Below are 21,293 nucleotides of genomic sequence, written 5' to 3' on the forward strand. Positions count from 1 at the left end.
GCTCCCCGCACATGGCAGATATCCGGTATAATGGAGTGGAGGTGAGCCATGATGCCGGAATTGCCGGAAGTCGAAACAGTCAGAAGAACACTTAATGAGTTAATTACAGGCAAGCAGATAGAGCATGTCACCGTCCGGCTGCCGCGGATTATTCAGCGCCCGGATGATATTCAGGCCTTTGCCCATATGCTGGCAGGTCATAGTGTGGTTACAGTTGAACGCAGAGGCAAGTTCCTGCGTTTCGTATTTGACGGGCTGGTGATGGTCTCCCATCTTCGGATGGAGGGCCGTTACGGCGTGTACCGTGAGGGCGAGCTGCTGGACAAGCATACGCATGTTATTTTCCATTTCACAGATGGGACGGAGCTGCGTTATACGGATGTGCGCCAATTCGGGACGATGCATCTGTTCCAGCCGGGAGAGGATCTGCAGCTGAAGCCGCTGAACAAGCTGGGGCAGGAGCCGCTGGATGCCGATTTCACGCTGGAACGGTTCAAGGAGATTGTCGCGAAGCGGAGCACCAAGATCAAGCCGCTGCTGCTCAATCAGGAATATATAGTAGGTATCGGCAATATTTATGTAGATGAGTCCCTGCATCGCGCAGGCATCCACCCGGAGGAGACCGCGAAGTCCCTCACGGAGGATCAGTTGGCCAGACTGCACCATGCTATTGTCGCAACACTGACGGAAGCGGTGAATGCCGGAGGCTCCTCCGTGAAGTCGTATGTCAACGGCCAGGGGGAGAGCGGGAGTTACCAGGATCAGCACAAGATCTATGGACGCAAGGATCAGCCGTGTGGTACCTGCGGCACGCTGATTGAGAAGAGCGTGGTCGGCGGACGGGGAACGCATTATTGTCCCAGCTGCCAGCCCGTACCTGTACTGATTCTGTGATTTATATTTAGAGTCAGCGCTGCGGTTAGAGCCCGTTTACGGGTTAGTTACACTTGAGTTATAACCGCTATGTATAAAGGCAGGCACTTACTGCCCGTCCCGCCCATATAATGTGTGAAGATTGCTGATTATGGCGAAACGGAGCTCCGGCTTGGATGCTTAATCCACCGGCTCCGGTTCTTCACGGGAGGGATTGCGGGTGCTGAGCCCATTGTTGTCTTTGCTGTTGCTTGCGTTTGCGCTTAGTCTGGATGGATTTGGTGTAGGTATTACATATGGACTGCGTAAAATGAAAATCCCCTTGCTCTCCATTATCATTATTTCGCTTTGTTCAGGGATCGTCATTTATGGTTCTATGCAGGTCGGCGTGCTGCTGGCCAAGGTAGTCTCGCCGAATGCCGCTTCCAGTGTCGGAGCGGTTATTCTCGTCTTAATGGGCTGCTGGTCCCTGTTTCAGATGCTGACGCAGAAGGAGCAGGAAGAGACTGCGCCTGGACAGGAGACCAAACTGGAGACGGCTGCTGCCGCACAGAATGCGGAAACGGTGCTGAAGCCGGCTGTATTCTCGCTGGAACTGCGCCATCTGGGCGTGGTGATACAGATTCTCCGCACACCGTCTTCCGCTGATATGGATGCCTCGGGGAGCATCTCCTCCATGGAAGCCATGATTCTGGGGATCGCGTTGTCGCTGGATGCCTTCGGAGCCGGCCTCGGTGCGGCACTGCTCGGATTCAGCCCGTGGTCCACCTCGCTGATGATCGCTGTATTCAGCGGAACCTTTTTGCTAATGGGAATGAAGACGGGACTTAGATTATCCGGCAGCTACTGGATGAAGCATGCGGCTGCGCTGCCCGCGATATTATTAATTGTAATGGGTATAATGAAGTTATTATGAGGTGAGTACATGATTATAGGCTTAACCGGAGGCATAGCTTCGGGAAAAAGCACCGTGTCTGCACTGTTTGTCCGCAAGGGAGCTGCACTGGTGGATGCCGATGTCATCGCCAGAGAGGTGATGCTCCCCGGACATCCGGTGCTGGCGGCAGCGGTGGAGGCTTTTGGAGACCGCATCCTGCTGCCTGACGGTTCGCTGGACCGGGCGGGCCTTGGTGAGATTGTCTTCCGTGACCCGGAGGCGCTCAAGACACTGAATAACCTGACCCATCCGGCAATCCGCAGGGAGATCAAGGACAGAATGTATGCGCTTGAGCAGGAGAATCCGCAGCGGCTGGTCATTGTCGACATTCCGCTGCTCTACGAATCAGAGCTGGATTCCTTGTTTGAGCAGATTATTGTGGTCTATGTTCCGAGAAGGGTGCAGTTAGCCCGCCTCATGGAGCGCAGCGGAATGAAGCTGGAACAGGCTGAGGACCGGCTGAGGTCGCAGATGGATATTGAACTGAAGCGCAGGAAAGCGGATTATGTGATCGACAATAGCGGTGATCCAGATTCTGCAGAGCTTCAGGTTGCCCGGCTGTGGGACAGGCTGGGCCTGATATGATGAAGTGGCTGCGCTCCAAAAGAGTCCTGCTGCTGCTGTTCATCGGCTTCACCGCGATCCTGTTTCTAGGCTCCAACTGGATGTCATGGTTTTATCCTATTCATTATAAAGCAGAGATCCGCCAGCACAGCCGGACGTATGAGATGGACCCGTTCCTGGTGGCATCCATTATCCGTGTGGAGACCAATTATAAGACCGGACGCGAATCTAAAAAAGGCGCGCTGGGACTCATGCAGCTGATGCCGGATACCGCCAAGTGGGCGCTCGAAAAGGCCAAGCTTCCTGAGGTATCGCTGGAACGGCTAAAGGAAGAGCCCTCCTCCAACATTGAATTGGGCACCTGGTATTTGTCTACGCTCTCTAAGCAGTTCGACGGCAACCGTATAGCGGTCATAGCTGCCTACAATGCCGGACCCGGCAAGGTGCAGAGCTGGCTGGATGAAGGGCAGTGGGACGGAACAGAAGCCTCTGTGAAGGACATTCCGTTCGGTGAGACCCGGCATTACGTGCAGCGTGTGATTTATTATTATGATCAATACACCGAGCTCTACAGTGAGTTCTAGGGTGCTTGTTACTTCTGCTGCTATTATGTAAAAAGAAGCATCAAACGGCCGGAGGCCGTTCGATACTTCTTAGGCAAGCTTATGTCGTGTTTAGCAGGTTATTTGTACTTATTTGTACTGACCTGCCAATTGCTGTTCAGCCAGGGTTACAAGACGTTTAGTGATGTAACCACCGATCGAACCGTTTTCGTAAGAAGTTTTATTGCCTTGGTATCCGTCTGGGGAGAGGGTAATACCTAGTTCCTGGGCAACTTCATATTTCAGTTGTTCCAAGGCACCGCGTGAGTTTGGAGCTACCAGGTTATTGGAGTTGTTATTTTGGCTCATTGCTGTTCACCTCCTATCGGTTGGTAACTGTATTATGTGCCGGACATGTCAGATTCATAACAACAAATAAACGGTGTTTTCTGGAAATTAAATAATGCCCGCATAGCCCTTGTGTATCAATGGACCGGGCCTATCCATTCTAATGATGAGGAAGTGAAGAAGCTTATGAAATGCCCTTACTGTGACCACACCAATACCAAAGTCCTGGACTCGCGCCCGGCCAATGAGAATAAGTCCATCCGCCGCAGGCGTGAATGCGAGCTATGCAGCCGCCGTTTCACCACCTTCGAGATGATTGAAGAGACCCCCCTGATTGTGATCAAAAAAGGCGGCAGCCGTGAAGAGTTCAGCCGTGACAAAATCCTCCGCGGCCTGATCCGTGCCTGCGAGAAGCGTCCGGTCCCTGTAGAGCGTCTAGAGGTCATCGTATCCGAGGTGGAGAAAAGCCTGCGCGGCATCGCCCTCGCCGAGATCGAGAGCCGCCAGATCGGCGAGCTGGTCATGGAGCAGCTCTACCCTGTCGACGAGGTAGCGTACGTCCGCTTCGCGTCCGTGTATCGCCAGTTCAAGGACATTAACATGTTCATGAAGGAACTGAAAGGACTGCTGTCCAAGAACACGGAGGAGCTGGACGGGCTGTAAGCGGTTTAGGGAGGGTAAGCCCTCATTGGGGGGGGCTGGCTCTGGGGTTTACGGGACAGCCGCACAATGTACAAGGTACTTATTGGTGAATAAACCGATGGGTGCCTTTTTGTTGAATTGCTTATGAACGTATAGGATTGAGGGGCTTTAATTTGAACAAAAAAAAGACCCTGGTCAGGGTCTTTAAAAATGTGATGGACTCTCAGGGGCTCGAACCCTGGACAAATAGATTAAGAGTCTACTGCTCTACCAACTGAGCTAAGAGTCCATGGAATGGTGGAGAATAGGGGATTCGAACCCCTGACCTCTTCGCTGCCAGCGAAGCGTTCTCCCACTGAACTAATTCCCCATTCGTTTTTCTCACAAGAAATAATATATCATAAATATAATTCTCAGTCAACATTATTTACAAAAAGAATAATAAGGATTAAAATATGGTAGTACATATGACTGATGGGAGGGCTTTCGGTATAGGGGATAAGAGACGGGTCGCAGCATTTTATAGAGTATCAACAAAGGGGCAGCTTGAAGGAAATGATATTCCTATGCAACGTAGGGCTTGTCAAGAGTTTATTAATAGTAAGGGTTGGGTGTTGGTAAAAGAGTATACGGAGAAAGGCGTTTCTGGATATAAGACAGCGAATGAGGACAGAGATGAAATTCAACGTGCTAGATATGATGCGGAAAATAGTCACTTTGATGTATTGCTTTGTTTCATGTTCGACAGATTAGGAAGAAGGACATATGAAACCCCTCTGTTATTAAAATGGTTCAACTCAATGGGAATTGAAGTCTGGTCAGTAAAAGAAGGTCAACAAGAATTTACAGACGAGGGGCATGACATTACAAACTTTCTTAGATTCTGGCAATCGAATAACGAATCTCAAAAAACTTCGATGCGCGTTGATGAAAAACATACACAAATGGCCGAAGATGGTGTATTTAGAGGTGGCACTGCACCATTCGGATACCGGTTAACACCTTCAGGAATTAAAAATAAGAAAGGCAAAGAGCTGATGAAGCTGGAAATAAATGAAGAACAAGCTACTATCGTCAAACAAATGTTCAATATGGTGATAAAAGAAGGTTTTGGAAGTAATCGAATTGCTAAGTATCTTAATGAAAATACAATCCCCACTTCTACCGGAGGTAAATGGAACACTGCTGCTGTGAACTTTATTCTTAGAAATCCTGTGTATAAAGGGTATCCGGCCTATGGGAAAAGAAAATCGGTTGAAGGGATTTTTGAGACTAAAGGTAAAGCAGAATGGACGATGCCCGAAAAACAACAACTTCAATTAGTAATTATCGATAAAGAAGATTTTGATAATATTCAATTGCTAAGAAGTTCTAGGTCGAAAGAACAAGTTAAAGACCATAATCGGGAACGAGTTAACACCTCGGTAGGCCCGCTTCTATTGGTCGGGTTTATAAAATGTGGTTATTGTGGCTCCCCTTTGACTACAACATATAATGCCAAAAAATACACTCTTACTGATGGTACGATTAAAATGTGGAAACGGGCGGTTTATCGATGTTCTGGCAAAGCGTTAAGGAACGTTGATTGCAAGGGGCAGACTATTTATGCACAAAATAAAATTGAAGATACTGTAGCTGATGTTGTTAATCAATATCTCGCATCTTTGAAAAAGATAGACTACATAGAATTTTCCAGAGGTTATGATCTAGAGGAGTATAAGGATATTAAAGAATTCCTTGATAAAAAAAATCAAGAGTTGGCAAGCGAATATGTTGAATTGAACTTACTTAAAAAGGAAGTGACAAAAAGTATTTTGGGAAAGAGTGCCTTCAAGCCAGAACTATTAAATGAAATGATTGAGGATAAAGAAAAGGAATTGCAAAAACTTGATCAGGAAGTCAGATCACTTGAGGAGCAACTTCAGACGAAAAAACTAGAATTAAGTGAAATTAAAGAATTGGCCAAAAATATTAGTGGGTGGAATTTAAAATATAATGAAGCTAGCCATGACCACAAAAAAGTTATGTTGAGATGGATCATTGAAAGGATAACAGTATTCAAAGATCAGATTGAAATTGAATTTAGGCCGGATATCACAAAGTTCTTATCGAGTGCCGGGAACGGTGCTATAGCTGAACTGAGGAAAAGAACGCATCGCTGGCATACATGAGGCTAGCGTTCTATTTCTTCATAAGACATAACTACGGTTTGAAAATAAGGCTTAAATCCAAGCTTTGTATAAAGCGCATTGGCTTCGTGGCTTGCTCTCAGGGTCGCTGTCTGTACACCCTTGTTATGTAAATCATGGAGGGTTGTGAGGCACAGAGCGCTTGCAGCACCTTGATTCCGATACGGCTGCAGGGTGGATACAAACTCGATGGATGCCTGAATGCCGGTCTGCATGGCAGCGGAGGTAGCTATGGGAACACCATCCAGGTAAGCAAGATAAAAAGATAGCTCGCTGCGTGAAAGCCAAAATTCGTAATGTGCCTGATTCAACATAGGCCAGCCATGCAGCGCCTCATTCACCACATCCATCCATAATGCAAATTCAGACGAAGAGGTAACCCTGTGTATTTGTAGTCGCGGATTAGACTGTGGCAGGTTACGGATCTTTGCTAAATCTAGTGCCATACCCCATTCAGGCTTTTCGGGATCGGATAAATCCCTGAATCCTTTAGAGGCTAGGATAGCGGTTAGATTTGCAGGCTTGGAGCTTGGCGGGATAAACCATATTTTTGGAAGTGCTCCTGATTTTAAGTCAGGCAGCAACTTGTCAATATGCTCGATTGCTGTATCCTCATCAAGCGATACTTTAAAGACTAGTGAGGGGCCGTCGAAGCCAGGCAAAGGAGAAATCCATTCCACTTCCCCCTGATGATATTGCATATGTTCTGCCAACGCCAGGGTATGCAGATATTGTTCCATTCCCTGAGTGATGCAATTCACATAATAATCGTGATTCATAAATGGCCCCCTCTATCGCTTCCCTAAGAGCAGCTTGTTCCGTAAGCGAAGCCCAATGTAGTTAAGCAGCACCTGCATCAGCAGGCTGTCTACTTGGGTGCCGGTGCCTTCGTATTGCAGCGACAGGTCAACAATGTTCTCTATACCTTGTAATCTTACGTGAGCTATGCAGGCAGTCCGAGCGCCTTTTTCCTTAGCCCTCTTCAACTGCTGCACCTGATGAAGATTATACTGCGGCATATAGATCAAGCTGATGACGGCCGACTTTTCGTTCACACCGTCAACGGCATTGACTTGATAGTTGGGGTCGATAAACGCTTTGGTCTTTTTGCCCAGGAGCACCAGCTCCACCTGAAGCCGCCAGATCTCGGAATGCAAGGGAATGCCAATGAAAACGATCTCGTCACTGGATTCGATCATGGACAGCAGCGAAGTGATCGCCTGTTCATCCAGTTGGCTGGTGGTTTCCTTAATCTTCTCGGCCAGCAGCTCACCATAGGCTACCGGATCTATGTCCTCTTCCTTCACTGCAGGATAGTATTTGCCGTCATATTGATATTGCAGAGGGGTCTGCTCATAGATCATCCGGAAGCTTGAGAAGTTGTCATAATACATCTGCCGCATGAAGCGGCTGACCGTAGAGATTGAAATGTGGTTGGACTCAGCGAATTCCTGTATGCTTGAAGTCTGAAGCTGGTTATAATTCTCCAGCATAGTTTTGGCAACATCAAAGTAAATATCATCCTGATCATAGGTGTTATAGCACTCCAGCAGCGCGAGAATATCTAACATGACGTACAGACTCCCTTTATAGTTTTGCTTCATTATAATCCAAATCCAATTCAGGAGAATCAGCAAAAATCGCCCATACCGGGTAAAGGTAGGGCGATTTTTTAACAATTGTGCAATTCGTTGTCTAATTACTTATGCGAGTACCCCGCAGCATGGATACCGGCCAGCCGGCCGGAGGTATAGGCAAAGCCCAGTGTACCGCCTTCAAAATCAACATAAGCCTGTCCGTACATCCCGCCTGCATCAGCACCGGCGACGTAAAGTCCAGGGATGGCCCGGCCGTCCGAATCGGTAGCTTCGATCTTCTCATTGATGCGTACGCCGCCCAGCGTTCCGAGGTTACGTCCGACATACTTAATGGCATAATAAGGACCTTGCTTGAGCGGAACCAGCCGCTTCGTGTCGGAGAAGAACATAGGGTCATTGCCCTGGGCAATGGCTGTATTGTACTGCTTGGCGGATGCGAGGAAGGTATCCTTGTCCACACCGATCTCTTGAGCCAGTACCTCCAGTGAATCTGCTCTGTGAACAACACCGGTATCTTTCATTGAATCCAGCAAAGGGGTGTAGTCCGTAGGTCTATTCTCATCTGCAAGAATAACATCTGTATCATTCGGTTCATTGAATTCCATGTAGAACTGGCGCTTGCCCTTCCATTTGGAGAAGTGGGGTTCGATGGCTGCCAGGCCCTTCTTCTTGATGGTGTTCAGCATGGCGGAGTCCAGAATCAGGAATTCCGTCTCTTTGGGCTGCATGTGAATCTCAGCGCCGTGTACAGCGAAGAGGGTAACCTTAGTCTCATCGGAAAAGCGCTGGCCCAGCGTATTCACTCTCAGGTTCGGGTACTCGCTGAACTTGGTCAGGCTGTACCAATCCTTGTTGATCGGGGCCAGTTTAGCGATCTCTTCCGGCGTAAAGATTTGCGCAAAATACTGGGTCGAGGTCATCCCGTATGGGTCTGCACCAACCTTCCAGGCCATCTGAATGCCGTCACCTGTATTTGTAGCAATCTGTCCCGGAGTGAACTTCTTGCCGAAATATTTCTCCATCATCTCGCTGTTGCCGCCGAAGCCGCCTGTTGCAATGACGACAGCCTTGGCGTTCACTTTGAGCTTGGAGCCATCCTCTTTCTTAGCCAGCACGCCGGTTACTGCACCGTTAGAGTCTGTCAGCAGCTCAGTCACCGGAGTGCTGAAGCGAACCTGTCCCGATTTGGCTTCAAAAGACTTGATCAGCTTGGTGATCGCTACTGTGCCGCCTTCCTGGTATCCGTGCAGCGTGGCAGGCATTCCGATATGCTCAAAGGCAAAGCCGGTACCGGCATCCACCAGGGTCATTTTGGCGCCGTTCGCATTCAGCCAGTCAACGGTTTTCCCTGCTTCATCAATGATGTTGCGGACCAGCAGCGAGTTCATGTAGCCATCGGAGGCTGCCATGTACTGGTCATAGAGCCATTGCTTGCTGACCGTTTGTTTTCTGTCCTTCTGCTGCTGGGAATCGGCTGCGAACATGCCTCCGGCCATAGTGCCGGCTCCCATAGGTGTAGCTGTCTTCTCCAGCAGTACGACGCTGGCTCCGCTGTCTTCGGCGGCAAGCGCCGCAGCTGTACCGGCAGCACCGGCGCCCACTACGGCCACATCAACTGTGATCTCTTCCACTTCCTTGTTCTCAGCAGTGGCTTTGGCCTGCTTCAAGACCGTCAGATCCCCGCCTGCCTGCTTGGCGCAATCCTCTACAGCCTCCAGAATCCCCTTGGTGGTCATAGATGCGCCGGAGACGGCATCGATTGCGAGGCTTTGCTCACTGATGATTTTTTCAGGAACAATCTTTAGCGGCCCTTGGGCAATGCCTTCTGTTTCATTCTGACTTAACACCTTTACGTCTTTAATAGCGTTATCAGTGAATTCTGTCTCAACCTCGATCGGGCCGTTCTTCCCGTTCCCCTTGGCTGTGTATTTCCCCGGCTTGAAGGAGAGTGCAGCGCTTTTATCGGAAGTGCCTGTCCCCGTGGTCTGGCTTGGGCTTGCCGCCGCTGGCTTCTGATCGTTCTCTACCGCTCCTTCGGCTGCCTTGTTCGACGCGTTGTTGCAGCCTACCATCGAGATCAGCAGAATCGTGATCACAACCAGCAGAATCCCTTTGTATCCCCAGTGTTTTTTTTGCATCATGCAGTTACCTCCCTAATGATCTACGAGGAAAAAGTCCTCTGCTTGAAGGTACCATGTAACACATTTCACATGGAGGTCTGACTCAGACCGATTTCAGTCTGATTTAGAAGGGTTAGGCTTGAGTGCCGATTGAATTCAATACAGAGGGAATGGTGCGGTGCGTTGAAGGCCTACTCCGAAGAAGAATTGATCGAGGCAATGACTCACCTCGCTTTTTATACAGGCTGGCCGCGTGCCGCATCGGCGATACTGGTTGCCAAGGAAATTTTCGAGGAAATGTGAACACAATTGCGCATGTGAGCAAAAGCTCCGTGCGCTTTTTTTAGGTTTAGATATTTTTTTGATAAGAGGTTAGAAAATCACTGTTTTTTCATTTTTTTTAGAGCTATACCCCAATTAGGTCCTGATGAATCGGTTTTTGTCGAGAATTGTTAAGAGTTTGTTTAGAGCTGTCTGCTAGAATGGGCGCATATATGAAAATTTCTACTGCTCTGCAGCGGATGAAAAGTGATGAATGAACAAGGGGGAGCGATACATTGTTTAAGGGTAAGGGATTGAAAAAATATTTCTCGTTGCTACTCGTGATCAGCTTAGTTTGGACCGGGGCCTTTCCGGTATATGCAGGTTCAACAGACAACGGTGAGGCAAGCTGGGAGAATGTTGGTCCGCTGCCAGACAGCAGCAAAGTAAACGGAGTGGCTGTAGGCTCAAATATTTTAGTTACAGTCGGGGAAGGAGGAAGAATTGTTGCCGCAAGCGACCCTTCAACATGGGCAGTTCGTAATTCTGGTGTAACTGTAGATTTGAACGGTATTGTTCATACAGGGACGGATGGCAAATATGTTGCTGTAGGCAATGCTGGAACAGTTTTAGTGTCTACAGATAATGAGGATTGGACTTCCCGGAATACAGGCATCATTAACAACTTGAATGCCATCGCCTACGACGGCAAAGATAAATTAGTCGCAGTCGGCGATGCTGGAAAGATAATTACATCGATCGACGGCGGTAGCAATTGGACTGCATCATCCGTTGCAGGCGTTAATGTTAATCTGAATGGTATTGCCTTTGGCAACAACAAGTTTGTTGCAGTGGGTGATAACGGTACAGTTTTAACTTCAGGAAATGGAACGACATGGGTAAAGGTAACGCGCAAAACAACCGATTACTCAAACCTTAACTTGAACGGAATTACCTTTGGCGGCGGGATCTTCGTAGCTGTCGGTGATTCTGGACTTATTGTTACCTCTCCGGAGGGTACTAAAAGCGCAGAGAAGATTCTTGAAGCTAATATAAATCTAACCGGTGTAGCTTTCGGAAACAGCGTGTTTATAGCTGCAGGAGATGGGGGGAAAGTGTTCTCCACTACCGATCTGTGGCGCACATGGAAGCCTGAGACTACAAACGCGACTACTAAGCTTAACGGCATCGTATTTTTCCAAGGTCTTAATCAATTTATTGCAGCGGGTGATTCCGGTGTGATCATTATGTCTTATGTCATTCCCAACATTCCGCGGGTTCTCAGTCTGAATCCAGGGAATGATGAGACAGATGTAGAAATAGATGCAAATCTCGAGATCATGTTTAATCAGCTGGTAGAGGCAGGAACTGAAAATATCCATATTTTTAAAGCTGCAGATCTGTCCTCTCCGGTTGAAACCATCCCGGCTGATGACGCCAGTAGAGTAACATTAGATCCGGACACTAATGCGGTAACGATTAATCCGGGCATCAATTTTGATCCAGGGACGAAATATGCCGTTACAGTTGACGCGAATGCTTTTACTAACGGTGACAGTGGCAATGTAGCGATCGCAGCGGGTGAGTGGAGCTTCACGACTGTTGCTGGATCAGGAGATACGAAAGCTCCGACTGTTACCGGCTACTCTCCTGACCAGGGCGAAGCGGGAGTAGCGACTGATGCCCAACTGACACTAACTTTCGATGAGAATGTAACAACGGATAGCGGTAACATTCTGATTTATGACAGTACAGACGAAGGTAATCTAATGGTAATTCCGGTTAACTCAGAGAATGTTACGGTTAAGGATAAAGTGGTAACCATTGTTCCGTATGAAGATTTTAAATACAGTACTACGTACTTTGTAAACATCGATGACGGAGCATTCAAAGATCTAGCAGAAAACTCTAACTCCTATACAGGTATCTCGGACAAGGACACCTGGCAGTTCACAACCGCCGAAGCGCCTGATACTACACCGCCGGTGGTGAGCAGTTATTATCCTGCAGATGGAGCGAAGGATGTAGAGATTGGCAACAACCTGACGCTTACTTTTAATGAGGATGTAATGAAGGGTGCGGGCCAAATTGAGATCTACAGCGAGATTCTAAATGCCCCAATGATGAGCATTCCTGTCACTTCGGATGTGGTAACCATTGACGGCAACGTAGTAACGATTAATCCAGAAGAGAATCTGGATTATGGCAGGAAATACCATGTGTTGATTGCAAATAATGCATTCATGGATAAAGCGGGCAACCCTTATGCCGGTATCACTAACGATACAACCTGGCGCTTTAGTACCACCAGCGAACCGGATACGACAGCGCCAATCGTAAGCACTTACTCGCCTGAGAATGGGGCAACAGAGGTAGCTATCGGAGCTAACCTGGAGCTTGCTTTTAGCGAAAATGTTAGAGCAGGGGAAGGCAGTATTGTGATTTACAACAGCACAACTGACAAATTGGAAGCTATCATTGCTGCCAAGGATGTAAGCATCCTGAACAATGTAGTAACGATTAATCCGGTCCACAATCTGCAGTATGGCACAAGCTACCATGTGCGGATTAGCAATAATGCATTTGCAGATTCATCCGGCAATTACTATGCTGGTATCGCAGACGACACCATTTGGCAGTTCACCACCCCGGCTGCGCCAGATACAACTGCACCTGTGTTGAACACGTACTCACCTGCGAATGGTGCAACAGGTGTAGCTATTGGAGCTAATCTGGAGCTTACCTTCAGCGAGAAAGTAAGAGCAGGGGAAGGCGATATCGTCATCTACAATAGTGCGAATCATGCACCAGTAGCGACGATTCCTGCAGCTTCCGGGAATGTAATTATTCATAGCAATGTAGTTACGATTAATCCTACGAATGATCTGAAGTATGGTGTGAGCTACTATGTACAGATTGGAGCCGGGGCATTTACTGATCTCGCAGGTAACGGCTATGATGGTAATGCGGAGAATACACTCTGGCAGTTCACAACCACAGATGCACCGGATCGGATCTCGCCAACGGTGATCACGTATTCGCCGGAGCCATGGGCCACCGAATTGGCAGTGAACGCGAATCTGGTCCTTACCTTCAGCGAAAATGTACGGGCGGCGGCGGGTACCATTGAGATATTCCGCAGCACCGATGATATTCATCCGTTAGCGGCGATTCCTGCTCTTTCGGACAGGGTAACCATTCTGAACAATGTCGTAACCATCAATCCGGCGGATAATCTGGAGCATGGGACAAGCTACTTTGTACGTATCTCGGAAGGAGCATTTACAGATCTCGCTGGCAACAGCTATAGCGGCATCTCAGGCATTAACGCTTGGCGGTTTGTGACCACCAGTGCACCAGATACGGCACCGCCTGTAGTAACATCTTACAGTCCTGCAGGCAATACAACGCATGTACCTGTATCTGCTACACTCACATTGACTTTTAACGAGAATGTGTTAGCTGGAGATGCCGCTATTGAGCTTGTGAATGCAGCGAATAATGAGGTTGTAACGAGAATTCAAGCGGGAAATAAAGCACTTGTCGCTGTCACGGACTCTACCGTCAGCATCAATACAAGCGGTCTGCTCAAGCAGGGCGGCAGCTATTATGTGCTGATTCACCCGGGTGCTTTTACAGATGAATCAGGTAACAGCTATGCAGGAATTACGGATAGTAAGGTCTGGAGCTTCTCGACTGTTCCTGTTCCGGTCACGCCAACTGATCCTCCGGCACCGGGCGGCGGTGGTTCAGGATCAGGAGGGGGAGCCCCGGCTCCGGTACCGACACCTTCTCCGCAGACAGAAAGCATTAATGCGAACGTTGAGAACGGCGCCGCTCAAGGCTCCATGGTATCCTCCGTTGTCATTACCCGCACTAAGGATGCAAACGGAGTGAACAGTGACACGCTTACGTTCACATTGGAGCAAGCTATCCGGGCAGTTAATGAGCTTAAGGCCGCTGGGTCCAGTATTGCCAGAATCAACGTGCCTGATAAGAATGATGAGGTGGCTGGGACCAGATTGACCATTCCGGCAACTTCCAGCAAGCAATTTGCTGATAATCAGATCACGCTGGATCTATTCACAGTGAATGCTGAGGTGAAGGTTCCGGGCAGCTCGATGGCTGGGTTCGGTACAGATATTTACTTCAACCTCGTTCCGCTGAAGACATCACAACAGAGCGCAGTGGTAGAAGCCCTTGCGAAAACCCAGGTGCAGAGTGTATCCCGCGGTGCATCGGTCACGCTCGTAAGCCGTCCGGTAACGATTGAGACCAATCTGCAGAGCCGTCCGGTTACGCTGGTATTACCGCTTAACAACTCTTCGTTAACGGCGGAGCAACTGAAGGCACTTGCGGTCTTCACCCAGCACAGCGACGGCACCAAAGAATTGGTCAAGGGAGAGATCGTACCTTTTGGCCAGACCGGAAAGTCAGGCATTCAATTTAGCATCAGCAAATTTAGTACCTTTACCGTTGTACTTGCACAAGATCCTGCGGTACAGGTGAAGGCGTATATGACAGGTTATGCCGATGGCACCTTCAAGCCAGGGAACAGCATCACCCGGGCAGAAGCGGCCAGCATCATTGCCCGCACCTTCGGCCAGTCCGCTGTTACTGCTGGCGTAGTGTATTCTGATGTTCCTCCCGAACACTGGGCGGCAGACGCAATCGGTCAAGTGACCCGAAGCGGCATCATGAAAGGTTATGGGGGCGGCAGCTTCAAGCCTAACCAGACGATTACAAGAGCTGAAATGGCGACCCTCCTGTCCCGTTTGATTACAAGCGCTCAAGACCAAGCGGCAGGCTTCAGTGATATTGCCGGACACTGGGCTCAGGCAGCCATTGAACGGATGTCTCAGGCAGGCATCATCAGCGGTTACGAAGACGGCTCTTTCCGTCCAGACCAGACGTTAACGCGTGCAGAAGCCGTAACCATCGTTAACCGTGCCCTTGGCATCGCTCCGCTGACCAGTGCGGCCCAGAAATGGACAGATGTCCCGGCGGGCTTCTGGGCATTCGGCAGCATCCAGGCAGCTTCTGTAGATCATACTGCAGAATAAAATAATTACAGCACAAAACAGCCCTTCCATCCGTCTTTGACGGGGAAGGGCTGTTTTTGCAGTGTGGGCGCGAGTGAGCTCAATGAAATCGAAAAACCGAACACACACAATAAGCGGCGTCCCCCGTTAAGGTGATGCCGCACATGATTATGACTGCTCCCTACTTGCTCCCGGCCTCCCACCGCAGATTCCACTGGTAACGCTGGTCCAGCTCCTCATGACCGCTGAAATACTCTACAAGCCGTTCCACGAGGATGGTTCCATCCGGCTGGCTGTGAAGCATGGCGATGGCGCACATTCCCTTATCGTTGTTGTGCTCGTCCAGCTGGATCTTGATCTCAGGCCCACCCTGTTGGCTTATGGTTACAACGGCGCCAGCTTGCGACCAGTTTGCCGCTCCCTCATAAATGAGGGCAAAGATAACAACCCGTTTGATCTCGGAGAGATGGCGGCTGTTAATCCGCAGATTCTCGCCTGTGGCAATCGAGCCGGTACGGTCATCTCCGTCCAGGAGGATGTAAGGAGGCCGGTTCAGGCTGCCGAAGGATTCTCCGAGCGCCTGGACCGCGCCTTTGAGACCATTGCTCAGTTCAAACAGACAGCCCAGATCGAGATCTATTCCTTTTCTGCCAAACCAGCTGGAGGATTCGGTCTGAACCCAGTTGAGATTGATTACGATCTCGCCCGCAGCTCCCGGCCCGCTCTGAAGCCGGACCGCCTCCCCGTGGTTCTTCAGCAGCCGGTCTCCCGAATTACCCGGAGAACCCGGCGGCGAAGCCGGAGGCAACAGGTCTGCTGGCCTCTGCTTAGGGCGTGGCCGCAGCTCCGGCAGAACAAAAGGAGACTTCCGGGGCGGAGCCTCCGGTCTCGCTGTCTGAACCAATGCCTGAGCCTCATCCGCCGATATCCCGTAGCTATGGAATAGGGCGGGCAGGCCGCCGGCATAACCAGAGCCGACCGCGCTGAATTTCCATTCGCTCCGATACCGGTAGAGCTCCCCGGCAACGATAGCAGTTTCCACCGTATAACCGTTACCCAGCGGATAACGGAGCAGCTCCGTTCCGTCCGCAGCGCTCATGATCCGCAGATAGGCGCCGTCCAAGGAAGAGAAGCTCTGCTGCCGCTTCACGGCTTCATGAATCGTCAGCGCAAACGTAATGCGCTCGTACTCCGCAGGAATCTGGTCCAGCCGGACAGCGATTTGTGCGTGTTCCGCCATGCCTGTGCTGCTCTGTTGCTCAGGCGGCAATAGAGCTACAGACTGATCATCGGCAGCGGGATGCCCATAGAATATGAGATCCGCCGCAGAAGAGACCCGCTGTGTCTCTGTAAGCAGAACAGCAGAGCTATCAATCTCAATCCCGGCTCCCGCAGCCTGCCAGCCCAGGCCAATGATGAGATGCGTGAGGCGGGGGTTGTCTTTGGTTAAGCTGTATTTTTGCCCCTTGATAAGCTCAAGTGTCATGAGAACCAGCCTTTCCTATGAGTAGTTCAAGCTTGTATAAGTGCACGGGCAGAATCAGAATCTGCCCCGGCTTCCGGCATCCAGGTTCGGACCGTTCAGATCCGTCAGCCGCTCCAGGCATTGCTCGTAGATCCGTACAATATCCTGTATCTTCTGGAACTCGGGGTCCGAGGGGCCCAGGTTGTCCATGAACATGCGCTGCAGAATTTCTTTGTAAAAGGAGATACGGCTCCCCACCAGTTTGCCTTCGTAGTCAATGACCTCTTCAATCGAGTGCTGCTGAACAAATTCCATCAGGTCGTCTGCAGGATTACCGCGCGGCTCGCGTTCATTGCGTGCGGCAACCGGCGCGTTGACATTATCCAGATTGACGGTGGAGCGTATATCGGTGAACAGAATCCCTTCCTTGGCCAGCATCACCTGAAAAGGCTTGTGCTTGAACAGCTCCTGCGCAACCAGCGTACACATCGCCTGATTCCGCAGCAGCATCCCGTCAAACGGATGAAGCACCCACCCTCTGTCATCCCGGTACAGGCTGAACGTGAAGTACTCACCGCCGTACTCATATTTCAGGTTAATCGAACTCTCTGAGGTAAGCTCATATTGAAATGCATCCATTCCGGGTTACGCCTCCTGTATCTACTATGAATTTCTATTAGCATAGCAGAAAATGGGGAATCTTGGAGAGAGGATTTTAGCCTAAATGAAAGAACCTCTTTCCGCACAAGAGGCTCGTACATTCGCTGTCTATTCTTCTTCACGCTAAAGGGGGGATTTGCAGGGTGGCCCGCAGGCCGTGGCCGGTGTTACTCTCCAGAACAAGCTTACCCTTATGAGCTTCAGCGATGCGGGCGACCATCGGGAGGCCAAGCCCGTGGCCCTGACGGACGGGGCGGGTCCGCTTCCCGGAGTAAGGCAGCAGGATCAGCTCCGGCAAAAGCTCTGACGGAACCCCAGGCCCGTCATCGGATACGGATAGACAGCATTCCGGCTCCTTCGGGTTCGGACTGCGGGAGACCGTTACCGTAATCCGCCTGCCGTCCGGATTATGGCGGATGCTGTTCTGGACCAGATTGCTTACCGCACGGTACAGCAGTTTCTCGTCGCCCATCACTTGCAGACGTTCGTCCATAATGCACAGGTCCAGTGAATAACGCTCCTCCAGGCCGTTATTGATGGTGTCAGATACCACGGTCCGGGCCAGTGCGGATAAGCGGACCGGCTTAAGCTGCAACGGCTGCATGTCATACTCCAGCATCGAGACGAGGTTCAAGTCGCTGACCAGCGATCTTAGCTGCTCTCCTTGGCGGCGGATGATGGCAGCCTGCTGGCGTTGCTCTCTGGTCAGATTATCCTGCTCCTCCAGATTGCTCGCGTAGCCCAGGATCATCGAGAGCGGAGTACGGATGTCATGGGAGATCCCGGCGATCCAGTTCGAGCGGGCTTCATCCCGTGATTTCAGCTGCGTGTTCCTGGTCTGCAGGGTAGCGGAAGCCGAATTAATGCTCTCGGACAAATCGCTGAAGATCCCAGCGGTCTCCAGGTTAACCGGTTTGTCTTTGGCCAGGGCATGAATGCTGTTGATCAGGGGCCGGATACGGCGGATCAGCCGGGTGCCGATGAACAAGGAGAGGGCTACAGCTAGTACCACGTTGCAGACCAGTAGCAGCAGCACCCTTAAGGGAAGGGAACGCAGCCAGTCGGTCAAGTATTCGAGCTGATATTTTTCATATGAATATTTGGGATAGCCCACGACGAGAAGTCCTTCCGGATGCTCCCAGATGTACACAGGATACTCCAGCAAGTAGTAGCGTGAGAATTTCGCCACCTCTACGATGTTGTAAGCGCGCGGAATCTCCGGCGGCAACTGCTCACTCCATGTCACCTTGCCGTCTGCATCCAGCAGCATGGCCCAGGCCCGGTTCTGCTGAAGCAGCGCTGCCGCCTTGGGATCAAGGGAATACTCGCCGTCAGAACCTTGCAGAGCTGAGGATATCTCCTGCACAACCTTTTCCGGTGAAGCCTCCTGATGGGTCTCCTTGAAGATCAGCGAACCGAGCAGAATCAGATTGAACAGGAGCAGCAGTGTAGAGACCAGCAGGGTAGAACCTACGAATTTGCGTAAAATCCGGACCGCACTGTCCATTAGAGCGCCTCCTGCACCATGAGCTTATATCCAAGGCCTCTGACTGTCAGCAATTGCTCTGGCTTCGAGGGGTCTGCTTCGATTTTCTCGCGGATACGCCGGATATGTACCATTAATGTGTTCTCATACCCGTAGCTGTCATCCCCCCATACCGCCTGGCAGAGCGCATCGCTGGTCACAATCCGGCCGTGGTTCTCATATAGCTTGACCAGAATGGCGTGCTCTTTAGCCGTCAGTGGAAGCTCCTGGCCTTCTCTTAGTACCACAGCGCTGTCCAGATCTACCACCTGTTTACCAACTCTGAAGGCAGGCAGCCGCTCTGGTATGGAAGGCGCATATACCCGCTTCAGCACAGCGCTCAGACGCAGCATTAACTCCCGCGGCAGGAATGGCTTAACGATATAATCATCGGCCCCCAGTCCCAGTCCCAGCAGCCTGTCCTCATCCTCACCGCGCGCTGACAGGAAGAGAACCGGCATCCCGGAGAAGGTGCGTATGGCGGAGAGAAGCGAGAACCCGTCCCCGTCCGGCAGCATCACATCGAGAATGGCGATATCCGGTTTCTCCTGGCGGCACATGGCGAGGGCACAGCTATAATCTCCAGCCGTATAGATGCGGTAATACCCTTCTTTTCGTAAAAAGAGCTCGATCATCTCACGTATCTTCGGTTCGTCCTCAACGATCATTATTTTGCGGTTCTTCATCGTATTCAATCGTCATCACCCATGAATTAGTATACACGATCAGGCGTTGAAGAATGGGAGGGGCCGGAGTATTTAAGGTAGGCGTAAGGTTATCTTCAGTCTGTAGCAAGGGAAGGCCTCTATGCTTGGAAGCAAGAGTCAACTTGACAGAAATGGAGCTGAACTGGAGCCTATGAACACTCATCCAATGATAGAGACACAGCAATTGACCAAGACCTATGGGGGAACACCACGGGTCGATCAGGTGAATCTGAAGGTGCAGCAGGGAGAGATCTTTGGCTTCCTCGGTCCGAATGGAGCAGGGAAGACGACTACGCTCAAGATGCTGTTGGGACTGGTGCAGCCCACCCAGGGAACAGTTAAGCTGTTCGGCCAAGAGCTGCGGAACCACCGGCTGGAGATTCTGAACCGGACGGGTTCCCTGATCGAGTCGCCTTCCTATTACGGACATCTGACAGGTCTTGAGAATTTGAGAGTGATGCAGCGGCTGCGCAGCCTGCCCGCCAAGAATATCGATAAGGTGCTGCAGATTGTGCGGCTGGATAATCACCGCCATAAGCCTGCCGGGCAATATTCACTCGGAATGAAGCAGCGCCTGGGTCTGGCGATAGCCCTGCTGGCTTTCCCCAGTCTGCTCATACTGGACGAGCCCACCAATGGTCTTGATCCTGCGGGGATCGGAGAGATCCGGGAGCTGATTAAATCCTTGCCTGCCCAGTATGACATGACGATTGTGGTATCCAGCCATCTGTTGTCCGAGATCGAGCAGACTGCTACCTCGGTTGGAATTATCAGTGACGGCAAGCTGCTGTTCCAGGGGACGATGGCTGCGCTTCAGGCGCAGAACCGGGCGGCGGTTCACTTTCGGATTGATGATCCAGCCAGGGCAGTAAGGATACTGTCGGAGCACGGGTACCGGCCCAGAATGCAAGAGGGGCAGCTGGTGTTCAGTGCCATGCCTGACTCTGAGGTGGCGCGGATCAATGAGATCCTGGTGTCAGGCCAGCTTGCTGTGAGCCGGATCGTGGAGTCGAGGAAGAGCCTGGAGGATATCTTCCTGGATCTTACCGGAAAGGAGCGGAGCCTGTGACGAGAGCCTTGTTCCTCGAATATTACAAAATCCGGCGGAGAAAGGTGTGGGCGATGCTGACGCTCTTTCTGGCCGCCGAGCTGGGCTGGGCGGCCATGTCCATAAGCATCTCGATCTCGCGGAGTGCAGACAATGCCGCCTGGGAAGCGCTGATTTTCAGCCTCTCGTCCATGAACGGGCTGTTCCTGCCGATTCTGTCGGCGATTGTGGTGTCAAGGATTTGCGACATGGAGCATAAAGGGGATACCTGGAAAATGCTGATGACCACCTCTGTCGGACGCCAGGCGGTCTATGCCGCCAAATTCGTCTGTGCCGGAAGTCTGATTCTCTACGGCATTCTGGCCCAGGTTGTTTTTATTGCCGGCCTTGGCATGTTCCATAGACTCGCAGAACCGCTTCCGGCAGGCCTGCTGCTTCAGTTCACTGCGGGTACTCTGATTGCCAGTCTGCTGATTATTGCCATGCAGCAATGGATATCGCTGGTGGTGAAGAATCAGGCGTTTGCCCTATGTCTTGGCATGCTGGGCGGATTCCTGGGGACGACCGCAAGCCTATTCCCAGCCGCTGTCCGGCAGATGATCGTCTGGTCTTATTATTTGGATCTCAGTCCGGTGACTTATCTCTATCAAGCTTCTGCCGGGTCATATATTACAGGGACAATACCTGTCCTTCAATGCATTACAGCTTTAGTTATTACACTGCTGCTGTATGTGGGCGGAAATGCCCATATCTCAAGACAAGCGATATAAGG

Annotated in this window: 17 protein-coding genes, 2 tRNA genes and 1 pseudogene; 10 read left to right on the top strand and 10 right to left on the bottom strand. The window is 50.7% G+C overall.

From position 1 onward, the window contains the following. Positions 1-51: 51 nt before the first annotated feature. The 4 genes from mutM to NYE24_RS31180 all read left to right on the top strand — a co-directional run bounded on the left by mutM (position 52) and on the right by NYE24_RS31180 (position 2,958). On the top strand, positions 52-894 hold the full coding sequence (gene mutM, locus NYE24_RS31165) for a DNA-formamidopyrimidine glycosylase (RefSeq protein WP_342479329.1): 843 nt from the start codon (positions 52-54) through the stop codon (positions 892-894). 199 nt (positions 895-1,093) lie between these two features. Continuing rightward, positions 1,094-1,789, top strand: a complete 696-nt coding sequence (ytaF, locus tag NYE24_RS31170; RefSeq protein ID WP_342477482.1) for a sporulation membrane protein YtaF — start codon at positions 1,094-1,096, stop codon at positions 1,787-1,789. 9 nt (positions 1,790-1,798) lie between these two features. Next, the gene (gene coaE, locus NYE24_RS31175; RefSeq protein ID WP_342477483.1) at positions 1,799-2,395 is read left to right on the top strand and encodes a dephospho-CoA kinase; all 597 of its coding nucleotides are present in this window, start codon (positions 1,799-1,801) and stop codon (positions 2,393-2,395) included. Next, entirely contained in the window at positions 2,395-2,958 is a 564-nt protein-coding gene (locus tag NYE24_RS31180; RefSeq protein WP_036695954.1) for a lytic transglycosylase domain-containing protein, read from the top strand. Before coaE ends, NYE24_RS31180 begins: the two co-directional genes overlap by 1 nt. A 108-nt stretch (positions 2,959-3,066) precedes the next feature. On the opposite strand, the gene NYE24_RS31185 is transcribed toward NYE24_RS31180, so the two are convergent. Then, positions 3,067-3,285, bottom strand: a complete 219-nt coding sequence (locus tag NYE24_RS31185; RefSeq protein WP_036695868.1) for an alpha/beta-type small acid-soluble spore protein — start codon at positions 3,283-3,285, stop codon at positions 3,067-3,069. 165 nt (positions 3,286-3,450) lie between these two features. On the opposite strand from NYE24_RS31185, the gene nrdR reads away from it, so the two are divergent. Next, on the top strand, positions 3,451-3,927 hold the full coding sequence (nrdR, locus tag NYE24_RS31190) for a transcriptional regulator NrdR (protein ID WP_036695870.1): 477 nt from the start codon (positions 3,451-3,453) through the stop codon (positions 3,925-3,927). A gap of 195 nt (positions 3,928-4,122) precedes the next feature. Here the strand turns inward: nrdR and NYE24_RS31195 are convergent. Next, positions 4,123-4,195, bottom strand: a tRNA-Lys gene (locus NYE24_RS31195). 6 nt (positions 4,196-4,201) lie between these two features. Beyond that, positions 4,202-4,276 (bottom strand) — tRNA-Ala (locus NYE24_RS31200). A gap of 97 nt (positions 4,277-4,373) precedes the next feature. Here NYE24_RS31200 and NYE24_RS31205 point away from each other — a divergent pair. Continuing rightward, positions 4,374-6,077 (top strand): recombinase family protein, encoded by a 1,704-nt coding sequence (locus tag NYE24_RS31205; protein WP_342477484.1) that lies wholly within the window; start codon positions 4,374-4,376, stop codon positions 6,075-6,077. 2 nt (positions 6,078-6,079) lie between these two features. On the opposite strand, the gene NYE24_RS31210 is transcribed toward NYE24_RS31205, so the two are convergent. The 3 genes from NYE24_RS31210 to NYE24_RS31220 all read right to left on the bottom strand — a co-directional run bounded on the left by NYE24_RS31210 (position 6,080) and on the right by NYE24_RS31220 (position 9,834). Beyond that, positions 6,080-6,874: a GNAT family N-acetyltransferase gene (locus tag NYE24_RS31210; protein WP_342477485.1), complete on the bottom strand. Its 795-nt coding sequence runs from the start codon at positions 6,872-6,874 to the stop codon at positions 6,080-6,082. 12 nt (positions 6,875-6,886) lie between these two features. Next, a complete protein-coding gene (locus NYE24_RS31215; RefSeq protein WP_342477486.1) occupies positions 6,887-7,699 on the bottom strand; it encodes a hypothetical protein in 813 nt (270 codons plus the stop codon). A gap of 95 nt (positions 7,700-7,794) precedes the next feature. Continuing rightward, complete coding sequence (locus tag NYE24_RS31220; RefSeq protein ID WP_342477487.1) at positions 7,795-9,834, bottom strand: FAD-dependent oxidoreductase; 2,040 nt, start codon at positions 9,832-9,834, stop codon at positions 7,795-7,797. A 174-nt stretch (positions 9,835-10,008) separates the two neighbouring features. Here NYE24_RS31220 and NYE24_RS31225 point away from each other — a divergent pair. Both NYE24_RS31225 and NYE24_RS31230 read left to right on the top strand, forming a co-directional pair. Next, positions 10,009-10,116, top strand: a pseudogene (locus tag NYE24_RS31225) (carboxymuconolactone decarboxylase family protein); the annotation flags it as partial. Positions 10,117-10,415: 299 nt separating this feature from the next. Further along, positions 10,416-15,137 (top strand): Ig-like domain-containing protein, encoded by a 4,722-nt coding sequence (locus tag NYE24_RS31230; protein WP_342477488.1) that lies wholly within the window; start codon positions 10,416-10,418, stop codon positions 15,135-15,137. A gap of 160 nt (positions 15,138-15,297) precedes the next feature. Here the strand turns inward: NYE24_RS31230 and NYE24_RS31235 are convergent, their stop codons facing one another. The 4 genes from NYE24_RS31235 to NYE24_RS31250 form a co-directional block, all read right to left on the bottom strand. Then, a complete protein-coding gene (locus tag NYE24_RS31235) occupies positions 15,298-16,602 on the bottom strand; it encodes a TerD family protein (protein WP_342477489.1) in 1,305 nt (434 codons plus the stop codon). Positions 16,603-16,656: 54 nt separating this feature from the next. Then, the gene (locus NYE24_RS31240) at positions 16,657-17,220 is read right to left on the bottom strand and encodes a hypothetical protein (RefSeq protein ID WP_036695889.1); all 564 of its coding nucleotides are present in this window, start codon (positions 17,218-17,220) and stop codon (positions 16,657-16,659) included. A gap of 139 nt (positions 17,221-17,359) precedes the next feature. Then, on the bottom strand, positions 17,360-18,748 hold the full coding sequence (locus NYE24_RS31245; RefSeq protein WP_342477490.1) for a HAMP domain-containing sensor histidine kinase: 1,389 nt from the start codon (positions 18,746-18,748) through the stop codon (positions 17,360-17,362). Continuing rightward, the gene (locus NYE24_RS31250; protein ID WP_342477491.1) at positions 18,748-19,461 is read right to left on the bottom strand and encodes a response regulator transcription factor; all 714 of its coding nucleotides are present in this window, start codon (positions 19,459-19,461) and stop codon (positions 18,748-18,750) included. The genes NYE24_RS31245 and NYE24_RS31250 overlap by 1 nt, the downstream gene beginning before the upstream one ends. 163 nt (positions 19,462-19,624) lie before the next feature. Here NYE24_RS31250 and NYE24_RS31255 point away from each other — a divergent pair, with 163 nt between their 5' ends. Beyond that, positions 19,625-20,542, top strand: coding sequence for an ATP-binding cassette domain-containing protein (locus NYE24_RS31255; RefSeq protein WP_342477492.1), 918 nt, complete (start codon positions 19,625-19,627; stop codon positions 20,540-20,542). Further along, positions 20,539-21,291 carry an ABC transporter permease gene (locus NYE24_RS31260; RefSeq protein ID WP_036695893.1) on the top strand — a complete coding sequence of 251 codons (753 nt, stop codon included), beginning with the start codon at positions 20,539-20,541 and terminating at the stop codon, positions 21,289-21,291. The genes NYE24_RS31255 and NYE24_RS31260 overlap by 4 nt, the downstream gene beginning before the upstream one ends. Positions 21,292-21,293 lie beyond the last annotated feature (2 nt).

Source organism: Paenibacillus sp. FSL H7-0350, from assembly GCF_038593195.1.
In the GTDB taxonomy this organism is placed as follows: Bacteria; Bacillota; Bacilli; order Paenibacillales; family Paenibacillaceae; genus Paenibacillus_AQ.